The sequence below is a fragment of the Helicobacter labetoulli genome (assembly GCF_003670275.1).
GTDB classification, from domain to species: Bacteria; Campylobacterota; Campylobacteria; order Campylobacterales; family Helicobacteraceae; genus Helicobacter_C; species Helicobacter_C labetoulli.
The window spans coordinates 73980-87778 of the sequence record NZ_QXJF01000010.1 but is presented as its reverse complement, the minus strand read 5'-3'; the positions used below and the strand labels follow the sequence as shown (position 1 = coordinate 87778).

At 38.4% G+C, this 13799-nt stretch carries 10 protein-coding genes; all 10 read left to right on the top strand.

The window, feature by feature from the left end; genetic code table 11:
- Positions 1 to 64 precede the first annotated feature (64 nt).
- The 10 genes from EBF12_RS06600 (at position 65) to hisA (ending at position 13692) form a co-directional block, all read left to right on the top strand.
- Positions 65 to 1492 (top strand): response regulator, encoded by a 1428-nt coding sequence (locus EBF12_RS06600; protein ID WP_121726950.1) that lies wholly within the window; start codon positions 65 to 67, stop codon positions 1490 to 1492.
- Between the two features lie 21 nt (positions 1493 to 1513).
- Positions 1514 to 5305 (top strand): type ISP restriction/modification enzyme, encoded by a 3792-nt coding sequence (locus EBF12_RS06595; RefSeq protein ID WP_121726949.1) that lies wholly within the window; start codon positions 1514 to 1516, stop codon positions 5303 to 5305.
- Positions 5306 to 5400: 95 nt separating this feature from the next.
- Positions 5401 to 6111 (top strand): UMP kinase, encoded by a 711-nt coding sequence (gene pyrH / locus EBF12_RS06590; protein WP_121726948.1) that lies wholly within the window; start codon positions 5401 to 5403, stop codon positions 6109 to 6111.
- 63 nt (positions 6112 to 6174) lie between these two features.
- A complete protein-coding gene (locus EBF12_RS06585; RefSeq protein ID WP_121726947.1) occupies positions 6175 to 6399 on the top strand; it encodes a DNA-directed RNA polymerase subunit omega in 225 nt (74 codons plus the stop codon).
- An 11-nt stretch (positions 6400 to 6410) separates the two neighbouring features.
- A complete protein-coding gene (locus tag EBF12_RS06580; RefSeq protein ID WP_121726946.1) occupies positions 6411 to 8561 on the top strand; it encodes a RelA/SpoT family protein in 2151 nt (716 codons plus the stop codon).
- Between the two features lie 26 nt (positions 8562 to 8587).
- Positions 8588 to 9790, top strand: coding sequence for a tyrosine--tRNA ligase (gene tyrS / locus EBF12_RS06575; protein ID WP_121726945.1), 1203 nt, complete (start codon positions 8588 to 8590; stop codon positions 9788 to 9790).
- Between the two features lie 9 nt (positions 9791 to 9799).
- A complete protein-coding gene (locus EBF12_RS06570; RefSeq protein ID WP_121726944.1) occupies positions 9800 to 10885 on the top strand; it encodes a nitronate monooxygenase in 1086 nt (361 codons plus the stop codon).
- A 12-nt stretch (positions 10886 to 10897) separates the two neighbouring features.
- Complete coding sequence (locus EBF12_RS06565) at positions 10898 to 12112, top strand: N-acetylmuramoyl-L-alanine amidase (RefSeq protein WP_121726972.1); 1215 nt, start codon at positions 10898 to 10900, stop codon at positions 12110 to 12112.
- 9 nt (positions 12113 to 12121) lie between these two features.
- A complete protein-coding gene (locus EBF12_RS06560) occupies positions 12122 to 12976 on the top strand; it encodes a hypothetical protein (RefSeq protein WP_121726943.1) in 855 nt (284 codons plus the stop codon).
- A 2-nt stretch (positions 12977 to 12978) separates the two neighbouring features.
- Positions 12979 to 13692 carry a 1-(5-phosphoribosyl)-5-[(5-phosphoribosylamino)methylideneamino]imidazole-4-carboxamide isomerase gene (gene hisA / locus EBF12_RS06555; RefSeq protein WP_121726942.1) on the top strand — a complete coding sequence of 238 codons (714 nt, stop codon included), beginning with the start codon at positions 12979 to 12981 and terminating at the stop codon, positions 13690 to 13692.
- Positions 13693 to 13799: the final 107 nt, after the last annotated feature.

Here is a 13799-nt window from a genome sequence, read left to right as displayed (position 1 = left end):
TCTTGCATTATTTTAAACGAAGCAAGGTATAATAAGAACCTGCTACAATTTTAAAGGGAATGCGATGCTGTATGGAAAAATCATTAATGTAGATTCACAAGCACAAAACGCTCAAGTAGAACAAGACCTTAATAAACGCGTTTTTGATTTTCCTTTTGAGCTTTGGGAAGATGAGATAAGTGAGCTAAAAAAGGGGGTTGAAGTAGAATTTGTCGTTGAGATGAAAGCCGTTACAAAAATCCACTTAAAACCAAAACCTATTGACCCTGATGAAATTCCTGTAACAAAACCCGCTCGTGTGTGTATTGAAGAATATTTTGCTAGGGAAAATGAGATTCTAAGCGGATATAGTGATTTTGTGGAGGGGCATTTAAAGCTTGATTTTATCCGTATGCGGCGGTTTTTACTCACTGCATATAATGATTTATGCGCTATGGATGCAAATATTGAAAATGAAGTGCTTAAAAAGCTCAAACAAGAAGTGCTTCATCTCTCAAAAGAATATCTTAGCTATCATAAAAAAACCCAATACGCACTCAACTATGCTTTTGAGATGATTTTTCTCTCTCGCCAAACAGAATACAACAAAACACTCACACATATTGATGAGATTCAAAGCTCACTTGCCAACGCACAAGCCCAAACAAATGCCTTAAGTGGCACACTCGCAGCAGGAGAAAAAACTCTAGGCAAACGCGATGACAAAGGCAGCAAAGAATATGCCGAGATTGAAAAAGAAGTCAAGCAAATGCGGAAGCGATATGTGGATTTACTCAACTTCATAGGGAATCAAAAAGATGCTCTTGTGAGTGAAACAGCAAGACTCAAGCGATTTAGAGATGATCATTTTGAGGCTTTTGGGGCTGTTTATACGCCGATGACAGATGATATTAAAACGCGTTTTATCGCTTTACTTGATACAAAAGCATATGATTTTGATACAACGCTTTGGAGCAGGGCAAAATACAGCCAAGTCATCAAGCATTTTTTTAGAAACTCTCGCATTGAGGGGAGCTTTAGCTCAAAGACATTTTTGCGTTATTTTCTGCGTGGGCTTGATAAGAGTAAGCTCTCACCCAAATCAAAAGAGCTTTTTGACCTACTCCATTACCTAGAAAACACTAATCGTAAAAAGCTTTTAATCGTGCGTGAGACAATGGTAAATATCCTCAAATACCGACAAGTCATTGAAAAGATAGATTCTAGTTTGCTTATCACTATGGATAATGACCCGCTCAATGCCCTAAAAACCTTAGCCCAGAATCCCCAAGATATTATTGTAATTGATGAAAAAATAGGCAATGTCAGTGCTTTGGGCTTTATCAAAACCTATAAAGAAATGCCAACTACTAATGCAAAAACGGCATTTTGTGTCATCGTGCAAAAGCTTCCGCCTTCAGAAATCATCTCTAAGGGCAAGTTTATGGGCGTGGAGTTTGTGCCAGAGCAAAATATGGATATGCTCTATGACTGCATTCGTATGGCATTGTAGAATCTTGTCATAAGGCAAAGTATGCAAGAACATCAAAATACGCAAAAGATTTTACAACAGCTTGAGCTTTACAAACAAGCCCTACTAGACACAGCCCAACTCAATAAGTCAAATGAGCATAGCTATCGCACTCAGCTTCAAAATCTACTCAATGCCCTAAAAGACCCATCTATCCGCATTATCCACGAGCCACAAGCAGAGGTGGGGCAAGGAGACATTCGCACAGATTTTAAGGTATATAAACAAGTAGATTCTACAACTGAACTAAGCTATAACGCCCTTGTAGGCTTTATAGAATGCAAGGAATGGGGTAAAAAGCTAGAGCTTGACTTAAAAGGCAAGCAGATTGAAAAATACCTTGCTGTGTGTCCCAACATCTTGCTTACAGATTACAATCGCTTTATTCTCATTAGCTTTGGCAATGTGATTTATGACTTAACGCTCTTTCCTTTTGATATAAGCGCAAATCTCTTTACCCACGAGCAAGAATCCCACTTATATGATACTTTGAGTGAGTTTCAAAGCCTTTTACACGATTTTTTTAATGCCAATCACGCCACGATTAAAAGCAAACAAGAACTTATAAATGTCCTAGCTACACAGAGTTTTTATCTAGGGATAAAAGCTAGAGAATCCTATCATTCCACTCCACGCACGAGCTTTCATAAATTTTTTGGAGGTACTCTTGAAACCTTTAGAAACATCACGCGTTGCGACCTAAGCATTGAAGAATTTTGCGATTTGTTAGGACAAAGTGTCGTGTATGGGCTACTTGTAGCATATTTGGAGATTGATTCAAATTTAGAGCATATTGGTGTGGAGGGCATAGCTACGCTTTTGCCTAAAGAGTTTCACCTCCTAAGCGAGTTTATTTACTTTTCAATCCCTAGCTTTCATATCCCAGAATCTGTCTCCTACGCACTAGAAAATATCAAAAAAACCATAACCCTTATAGACAAAGCAACCCTTGCTACAATGCTCAACACACAAATAGAATCTATCTCAATCTATCTCTATGAAGATTTTTTAAAAGCCTATGATGAGCTACGCGGAAGTGAGAAGCGTAAAGAAGGGGGCGTTTTCTACACACCAGAATCTATTGTCAATTGCATTTGCTCTAGTGTGCATTCTCTATTAAAAAGCCATTTTAATAAGCCAAAGGGCTTTTTAGATAGCAATGTCAAAGTGCTAGATTTTACTACAGGCACAGGGAGCTTTTTGGCAAAAGTCTTTGAGCTGATTTTAAATGAAGAAAGATCACGAATTTGGCAAAAAGAAGCGATTGAAAAAAAGTTTCTCAAAGATATTTATGGCTTTGAGTTAAGCTTTGTGCCTTATATCGTGGCACATATCAAGCTCTCTACTATTCTTAAAAACGCAGGATTCTACTCTTTGCTTGATGATGAAAACAAGCTTCAAATATTCCTTACAAACACGCTAGATTTAAGCACTCAAGCTGATTATAAAATGACTATGCCACTATTACTTTTAGAAGAGCAAGACAAACTTGCACGCAAGATTAAGCACAGAGATGATGTGCTAGTGATTTTGGGTAATCCACCTTATTACCAAAATTCTAAAAATAATCTCCAAGAGATTATCAATCTCCTTAGCACTTATAAGCCTAGTAATGAGCAAAATATCCAGCCGCTTAATAATGACTATATCAAGTTTATCCGCTTCGCACAATGGAAGCTCCTAGAGCGGTATAACCCAGCAGAATCCGCTCCTTTAGTGCTAGATTCTAGGCAGGGGATTATGGGCTTTATCACGCCAAATTCTTACATTTGGGGACGCACCCATCGCAAAATGCGAGAATCTCTCTATAACGCCTTTGATAGAATCTACATCATCAATCTCCACGGCGATAGTGAAAAAGATAGGAAAGAAGATGAGAATGTGTTTGATATAAGAGTAGGAGTCTGCATATCACTATTCATCAAATACCCTGAAGGGCATTCAGCTTGCACTGCTATTTCGGCGGAGTCTGCGAAAATCGCTCAATCACTTACCTCTAGTAAGCTCAATCGCGATTTTCTTGACAGCCACCAAACTAGCAGCACAATCTTAGAATGCCAAGACTCTAGCGATATGGATTCTATCTCTACCCTAAAATCCGCAAAAAGCACCACTAGCAATACCGCACTCGTGCGTAGCACTAGTCCAAACCTGCAAAATACTAGAATCGTGGATTCTGTGAGCCTAAACTTTCAAGCCGATTCTAAAATCATAGCAGTAGCAAAGCACGACTTTGCCACGATAAAAATCAATGGTGGCGATTCACAAAGTGAAACGCTTACCTTGAAAGCGTCATCGGGTGGGGGATACATAAGGGGGAGGGGTGATTTCGCATTTTTGCGGAGCAATAATCCACACTTGCAAATTCAAGCCTCTCCCCCTTGTGAAAAAAATAAAAACTTAGAATCTCAAAAAATTATAGATACTTCGCTTAACGCTCAGTATGACAAAAGTTTAGATTCTAAGATTTTCTACTTCTCTACAAGTGATAATGGCATTTTTAAAAGAGCAGATAAGTATGCCCTACTAAATAGCATAGCCCAAAAAGGCTTAGATTCTATCTCTTGGCAGCAGCTAGAGTGTGAAGCACCTTACTTTTGGTTTATCAAACGCGATTTGGATTCTAGTGAGTATGAGGACTTTTGGGCATTAGCTAAAGATAAAGCACTAGGAGATTCTAAGACGATATTTGCAGAATGTAATAGTGGCATAAAAACTTCAAACGATGATTTAGCCACACAATACACAAAAGATGGTATTGAAATATTACTTAAAGATATTGCAGAGCTAGAGATAGAATCCATTGCCACAAAATACAAAATACAAAACCCTTATAAAACCGATTGGGATTTAAGAAAAATTAAACAAAAAATTATAGTAGATAGTGATACAAAATCTAAAATCCACCAAATTACCTATCGCCCCTTTGATACACGCTATACATACTACACAGGCAAACAAGGCTTTATTGGGCGTCCAAGATTTTCTATAATGAAGCATTTTCTACTTGGAGAGAATCTTGGGCTATGCACCACAAAGCTTTCAAACCAAGATAATTATGCTTATGGATTTATAATTGATAACATTGCTGATGTAAATTTTAGCGGACAAATTGCAAACTCTGATATGGTAATTCCACTCTATCGCTATGAGCAAACAACAGGCGATGATGATAAACAAACGCATAAGCTAGAGAAGCTCCCAAACTTTACAGAATCTTTTGCTGCCTACTGCCAAAATCATAAGATTCTAAAGTCCAAAAGCCCAGAGCAGATTCTACACTTTATCTATGCGAATTTATTCCACCCGCACTACCGAGCAAAATACGCAGAATACTTACGCATAGGCTTCCCGCGTATCAACTTTGAAGTAAGCAAAAAGATTTTTGAAGCCCTAGAGTCTATCGGCAGGGAGTTAGCAGAGATTCACCTGCTGCGTAAGATTCCACAAGATTCTAGCATTTATCTTGATTTTAGAAAAAATGCTAATGAGAGTAAGCCTAGCTACACTATAGATAAGCTTAATACCAACAAACGCTTTATACAAAGCCAAAGTGGCGAGTATGAGCTGATTTTGAATGATGATTTAGCTGTATTTGGCGTGAGCAAAGAAGTCTATGACTACACTATAGGCGGCTATAAAGTCATAGAAAAGTGGTTAAGTTATCGTAATAATTACACTTGCAGCAAACCTGAGCTAGAGCATTTAGAATCTATCTGCAAGATTCTAAAACGCACCATTATCTTGCAAAAAGAGCTAGAGCAAATCACTCTAAACACAATCTCACTACACTAGAATCCTTCCATCTTTGCAAGGCTAAGGAGGGAACGATTATAGAATAGTTTAAGCTTTTATAGTAGTATGGCAAACTTAAAATGAAAGGATTGGCTATGGGCTATAAACGCGTATTAGTAAAATTTTCAGGTGAGGCATTATCAGGCAATAGTGGATTTGGGATAGATGTGAAGATTCTAGAATATATCGCAGGTGAGATAAAAAGCCTTGTGGATAATGGCATTGAAGTAGGCATTGTTATCGGTGGTGGCAATATTATACGCGGTGTGTCTGCCGCACAAGGAGGCATTATCCGCCGCACAAGTGGGGATTATATGGGTATGCTTGCTACCGTGATAAATGCTGTGGCAATGCAGGAAGCTTTGGAGCATTTGGGTGTAGATGTGCGGGTGCAAAGTGCATTGGAGATTAAAGAAATATGTGAGAGCTATATTTACCGCCGAGCAATACGACATTTGGAAAAAGGACGCGTGGTTGTCTTTGGTGCGGGGACGGGAAATCCATTCTTTACAACTGATAGTGCAGCAACACTAAGAGCTGTGGAAATAGGAGCTGATGTCATCATTAAAGCAACAAAGGTTGATGGTGTGTATGATAAAGACCCGCATAAATTTGATGATGCGGTAATGCTTGAATCTATCAGCTATGATGAGGCATTGCGAGATCATATTAAGGTAATGGACGATACAGCCATCGCTCTTGCTAAAGATAATAAACTGCCCATTCTCGTGTGTAATATGTTTAAAAAAGGGAATCTGCTTGACTTGTTGAAATTTGATAGAGGCATTTGCTCAATTGTCAAATAAAAGCAAAGTTAAAATAAAAAAAGGATAGAATCCGCAACTTCAATCTAAAATATAAGGAACACAATGGAAGCATTACGAACAGAAGAAATCGCTGCAAAGGCATTACACAGGCTACAAGATGATAGATACTTGCTTGCCAATCTCGTTTTTGAACGCGTCAAAGAACTAGGCAATGGTGCAAAACCCCTTGTGGATATGGATGTGAAATTACACAAGCTCCCTGATATTGCTATGCGTGAAATTGCCGAGGGCAAGATAGAATTCACTTCTATTGAGGACAAAGAGTAGTAGGAGCGATTTTGGATTTTTTTACCGCTCTAGCACAGATTAAGGATATAGAATCTGCCCTTAGCAAGCTTAATGAACTCACTACCATCACGCCAAAAGTGCAAAAAGCCATAGACTTGGCTATTAACGCTCATAGTGAGCAGTTTCGCAAAAGTGGTGAGCCTTATGTTGTTCATCCGCTTTGTGTGGCGTGTATTGTGGCTTTTTATGGGGGTGATGAGACAATGCTATGTGCGGCGTTACTCCACGATGTGGTAGAAGACACACTCTATTCCCTTGAAGACATACGCAGAGAATTTGATTGGGATACAGGGCATTTAGTAGATGCACTCACAAAGATTGTGGAGATTCGCAATGAAGAGCTAAGCTCAAATATGAATGAGAAGCTTGCCGCCTCGGCATTAAGCTTTCGCAAAATGCTTCTAGCTTCTATCAAAGATATTCGTGCATTAGTTATAAAAATAAGCGATAGAATGCATAATATGCTAACCCTTGATGCCCTGCCTCCGCATAAACAAAAGCGTATAGCAGAAGAAACGCTTATGGTATATGCTCCAATCGCTCACCGACTTGGAATCTCCTCGCTCAAAAGTGAGCTAGAGGATAAAAGTTTTTATTATATCTTTCCACAAGAATACCAAAGCATAGAGCAACATATAAAAGATAATAATCAATCCATTGCTTTAAGGCTCAATGAATTTACGCAAAAAGTTTCTACAATTTTATTACAAAATGGATTTGCTGAAAAGGACTTTGTTATTGAAAGTCGCGTGAAAAGGTATTATTCAATTTTTCTAAAAATGCAACGCAAGGGTGTGAGTATTGATGAGATTCTAGACTTACTTGCTGTGCGGATTATCGTGCCTACAAGCTTGGAGTGCTACAAAGTGCTAGGGCTTTTGCATTTGCAGCTTAAGCCTGTGGTGTCGCGTTTAAAAGATTATATCGCTATTCCAAAAGAAAATGGCTATCAAACAATCCACACGACTATTTTTGAAGGTGCTAGTATCTATGAAGTGCAGATTCGCACCTTTGATATGCACAAATCCGCTCAATATGGTGTAGCTGCACATTGGAAGTATAAAAGCGGTGGGCGAGAGCCAAACTTAGAGTGGCTTAATAATCTACAATACCAAAATGATACGATTGAAGAGTTTTATGAATTAGCAAAAAATGACTTGTATAAAGAAGATATGGTGGTATTCTCTCCTGCTGGGGATATTTATAACCTGCCTGTTGGGGCAGTCGCACTTGATTTTGCCTATGCAGTGCATAGCGATATAGGGGAAAAAGCCAAACAAGCCTATATCAATCATCAAAAAGCCTCTTTGCTTCAGCCGCTTAAAAATGGTGATATTGTGAGAATCGTAGTAGCCCAAGAGGGTGAAAAAATCTCTCCGCGTTGCACTTGGATTGATGCGGTAAAAACTTCCCGTGCTAAAAATCATATGAGAATCCAATGTCAAACCAAACTCAAAGAAATTGATAAAAAAGTTGCACTCAATATTTTGCAAACCATCTTTGATAGCTCAAAGACGACAATTCTTACTTATCTCAAAGAAAATAAGCTAGATTCTCACATTTATCGTGCAGCGAGTGATTTGGCATTTTTAAAAGAGGTAAAAAATAGTATTAAGGGCAATTTTGCACGAGAGGCAAATTTTTTAGGCAAAATTAAAATTAATATGCTTAAATTCAAAGTCCTAAGCTTTGATAATATCATCTTACATACTAATCGTAATATCAATGAAGTGGTGTTTGACTACTGCTGCCACCCAAAATATGGCGATGATATTCTCGCTATAAAAACCGCACAAAAAGCCTATATCCACCATAAAATGTGCGATAGAGCAATTAATGAGATGGAGCAAGGCAGTGAAATGCTGTTTGTGCAATGGGCAAATGAGCAAAAAATTACCTATAAACTTATCATTGCCCTTGAAAATCAAAAGGGAGCTTTAGCCCATATCTGCGGTGTATTAGCTAAGCTTGATTGCAATATTGTAAGTGTAGATTATGATGTACTTAATCGGCAATTTGCCTCATATTGTGCGATTTGCTTTGAAAGCAAAACACAAGATACAAAGACTTTAAGAGAATCTTTGGGTAAAAAATACAAAATCATTGAGTTAAGTAACTTAAAAGATGCGTATTCAAGCTAGAATCTAGATTTTAAGAAAGGAAACAAATGAGCATAACAGAAGCGATGCAAGAGCTAAAACGAGGCTGTGTGGAGTTCATAGGAGAGGATTATATACGCGCTTTGGTGGAGAGATTCTATAAAAGTGGAAAGCGATTTTGTGTGAAAGCTGGATTTGACCCTACCGCACCTGATTTACACTTAGGACACACGGTGCTTTTACAAAAACTTGCTACTTTTCAAAAATATGGTGGCGATGTGAAGTTTTTGATTGGGGATTTTACCGCGACTATCGGTGATCCAAGCGGAAAAAGCGAGACAAGAAAACCTTTAAGCAAAGAGCAGGTAGAAGCAAATGCTATTACCTACAAGGAGCAGGTTTTTAAAGTGCTAGATCCACAATACACAGAAGTATGCTTTAACTCAAAATGGTTAAGTGAGCTAGGAGCTGGCGGAATCATACATTTAACTTCAAAATTTTCAGTGGCGCGTATGCTTGAACGCGATGACTTTACTAAACGCTACAATAATAATCAGCCCATCTCAATGGTAGAGTTTATGTATCCATTGCTACAAGGTTATGATTCTGTGGCGTTAGAATGCGATATTGAGCTTGGAGGCAATGACCAAAAGTTTAATCTCCTTGTGGGTAGGAGTTTGCAAAGAAGTTATGGGCTAGACAAAGAACAATCTGTAATGACTATGCCTTTACTTGAAGGGCTTGATGGCGTAAATAAGATGAGCAAATCACTTAATAACTACATAGGCGTTACTGAATCTGCCAACACAATGTATGCTAAGATTCTAAGCATTAGTGATGAGATGATGTGGCGTTATTATGAGCTACTTTCATCTCTTAGTTTGCAAGAAATTGCGGAGCTTAAATCACAAGTGGATAATCAAAAAGCACACCCCAAAAGTGTCAAAGAGCAACTTGCTTTGGAAATAACACAACGCTATCATAACATTGATTTAGCAAAAAAAGCTAAAATAGAGTTTGACAATGTGTTTAGCAAAGATGAGATTCCTGCTGATTTGGCTGAATTTACTTGTGAAAAAGATGAGTGGATAGCTAAAGTGCTTACTTACGCACAACTTTGTGAATCCACCTCTCAAGCACGGAGAGATATTTGTGCTGGGGCTGTGAAAATCAATAAAGAAAAGATAACTGATAAAAACCTTAAGCTGTCATCTGGGGAATACATTGTTCAAATTGGCAAGAGGCGATTTGCAAAAGTGATTATAAAATAAGGATTTGTGATGGGATTACAACCGCTTAAAATAGGCAAACACACGATTAAGTATCCAATTTTTCAAGGTGGTATGGGCGTGGGAATTAGCTGGGATAGACTAGCTGGAAATGTTTCTAAAGAAGGTGCGCTTGGTATCATCAGTGCTGTTGGCACGGGATATTATCAAAAAATGCAGTTTGTTGAAAAAATCACAAATTCTAAGCCATTTGAGGCGATTAATTTTTACTCAAAACACGCTTTAAATGAGATTTTCAAAAATGCGCGTAAAATCTGTGGCAATAATCCACTTGGAGCAAATATACTTTATGCTATTAATGAATATGGTCGCGTGGTGCGTGATGCGTGTGAAGCTGGAGCAAATATCATCGTAACAGGAGCTGGACTCCCCACAAATATGCCTGAATTTACAAAAAACTTCCCTGATGTTGCTCTCGTGCCAATTGTTTCTTCAGCTAAGGCTCTAAAAATTATTTGTAAGCGTTGGATGGATAGATACGCTAGAATCCCTGATGCACTCGTTGTTGAAGGACCGCTAAGCGGAGGACATCAAGGCTTTAGCTATGAGGACTGCTTCAAAGAGGAATATCAGCTTGAAAATATCTTACCCCAAGTGGTAGATGAAGCAAAAAAATGGGGAAATATCCCTGTCATCGCCGCTGGTGGAATCTGGGATAGAAGTGATATTGATAGGATGATGGCTTTGGGTGCTAGTGGTGTGCAAATGGGGACGCGGTGGCTTGGCTCCGAAGAGTGCGATGCAGTGGCTTATAGGGATTTAATGCCTTCAGTTACAAAAGAAGATATTGAGCTTGTCAAATCCCCTGTTGGCTATCCTGCAAGGGCGGTGAAAACTGGAATCTTTGATAGACTAGCTCAAGGCAATGCACCTAAAATCCGCTGTATCAGCAACTGCGTCTCACCCTGCCATAGAGGTGTTGAAGCAAAAAAAGTGGGCTATTGTATAGCAGATTCTTTAGGGCGTGGCTTTATGGGCGATAGGGAGCAAGGACTATACTTTACAGGAGCCAATGGATACAGAATCCAAAAGATTCAGCCTGTGAGAGAAATTATTGCAGAATTAGTGCAAGACTAAGGGCTTTTTATGGTGCGGATTCTAGCGATTGTAGCCCTTATGCTTGTTGCACTTTTAGGGGAACATCGCATTGTTAAGATGGTGCCTTTTGGCGATGGGAATCTTAAAATCGTATTCGCACAAGATATTGCTCCTCTCAAATGGGAAGTTAAAAAACTGCAAGACAATAGGCATTTTATTGACTTTGAGGCTAATCTTACAATCCCAAAGCGAAATTTTGTTTTTAAAGATAACTCAACCCTGCAAGTGGCACAAAACACACCACAAATTGTAAGAATTGTCATCAATACACAGCCAAAATCACAATATGAAATCATTAAAGAAAAAGAGAATCTCTATATTTTTATTAAGCCAAAAAGCACTTCATCTAGCACCGCTACACAAACCACAGCCCCGCAAAACACAGCTACACAAAAACCAAATCAAACACCACAAACACAAAAAACAACTGACACAAAAACAGAATCTACGCAAAGCAAGGATAAGCCACAAAATGATGAAGTTGTTATAAAAGACAGCATATCTACGACAAAAAAAGGCAAGATTGGAGTGGGAAAAAAGATTGTCGTTGATGCTGGGCACGGAGGCAAAGATTGCGGAACAAAGAGTGTGGAGGGTATATGTGAGAAACTCATCGTGCTTGAAGTGGCTAAACTCCTCACGCAGGAACTTAAAAATCGTGGGTATGTTGTGTATATGACACGAAATAGCGATGTGTATATTGACCTGCGAAAACGCACGGAATTTGCTAATGGAAAAAATGCAGATTTGTTTGTATCAATTCACGCCAATTCAATGCCTAAGGATTCTCCAAAAACACCCAAAGGTGTGGAAACCTACTTTCTCTCTCCTGCACGAAGTGAGCGTGCAGAGCAAGTGGCAAAAGCGGAGAATCAAGGTGATATTGAAACGATGAGTCATTTTGCCACAAAATCATTTTTAAATACTATCAGTAGCTTTCATCTTGTCGCTTCGCATAAACTTGCTATTGAGATTCAATCAGGCATACTTAATATTGTCAGGCAAACGCATAATACCCACGATGGTGCTGTAAGGGAGGGTCCTTTTTGGGTTTTAGCTGGAGCTTTAATGCCATCAGTCCTTATTGAAATTGGCTATGCTTCACATAAAGATGAAGGGAAGCTTATTGCTAAAAAAGAGTATCAAAAACTTCTTGCCAAAGGCATTGCCGATGGTATAGATGGATATTTTTTGAGAAACTATTAAAGGATATAAATGATTAACAATACACGGATAAAAGTTATTTTTTCACTCATTTTATTTGCTCTCTTTGTTTTTACAAATCTCACACTTTTTACCTCGCAATTTTCACAATCTTTCTCACATTTATTTTTGATTTTTATCCGTGAAAATCAATTTTTTGATAGTCTTAGTATTTTTTTACTATTCTGCGGATTCTTATTAAGCGGGGTGTTTGTGATTATGAGTAGCTGGTATCAAACAAGCAACACCTTGCAAAGAATAATTATGTTGAGTTTAAGTGTTACATTTATCTACCTTGTGATTATTAAAAGTACACATACAACGCCGACAGAAGACATTATGGATATGTTTGCTATTGAGGGCAGCATTTACCATCGTGGCTTTTTGGAACTTTTACTTGATTATCTATCTCGTATTTTACTGATAAGCTGTGCATATGTGCTATTTGTGTATATTCCGCTCTTATTTTTAATTTTTGGCATACACCCCAATCAAAGCAACCAAATTGGTAAAATGCTCTATGATATGCGTCCTTCAATCAATATTGTTATAGCCGTGCTATTTGCCCTCTCTTTGCAACCATATTATTTCCGTGATAATTTCTACGCTTATTTTGATATTTTTGCATTGCTTGTGGGATTTGGACTACTAATTTGGGTAATGATAAAGCATAGAGATTTATTTGGATTCTATGAATATATGAACTTTGCCCTACTTTTACTTAATATTATCATTTGCTTTATTTGCACCTCTGTGTTGGCAATCTCTGATAACTATTTTAATGCGCGTTATGCATTCTTGGTCTTTGCATTTGTTGGCTGGTGTGCAGAGTGGATGTATGATAACATCAAGCCTGATGAGGAGTAAAAATGGCACTTGATATTTATCCTGCAATTGATTTAAAAGAAGGTAAGGCTGTAAGGCTTTTTAAGGGAGATATGCAAAGTGCTAAAGTGTATGGCGAGGCTTTGGACTTTGCTAAAAGTTTTGAAGATATGGGGGCAAAGTTTTTACATATTGTAGATTTAGACGGAGCAATCGCTGGGAATCCACAAAACCTCAAATATATTGAAACAATCATCGCTTCTACGACACTTCAAGTGCAAGTTGGCGGTGGAATCCGCGATGAAGAGCGTATCAAGCTCTACACACAAATGGGTGCGAGGGTGATTCTAGGCTCTATTGCAACACAGAATTGGGATTTTGTCAAAGTAATGGCAGAATCTTATCCTGTGGCTGTTGGGATTGACTCTCGCAATGGCAAGGTCGCCACACAAGGCTGGGTAGAAGAAAGTCAGCTAGATTCTCAATCTTTGGTAGAAAAGTTTGTGGGCAGTGCTGTGCAAGCCATTATCTGCACAGATATTAACCGCGATGGAGCATTGAGCGGAATCAATATTGACTGGACAGAGAGCATTGCTCAAAGCAGCGGGATTTATACTATTGCTAGTGGAGGGTTTGCAGGAGTAGATGAGCTACATATCCTTAATGAAAGCCCGTATATTAGCGGCGTAATTATAGGAAAAGCATTTTATGAAGACAAAATAAATCTAAAAGAAGTCTTGCAATTTTTTAGAGACTAAGATAAAATGCCGATTTTTGAAAAAAATGCAAGGATTAATCTAACTTGTATATAAAGATATGCTAGAATGTCGGTTTATTTGTAATAACCACATTTAAAGAAGGAGAT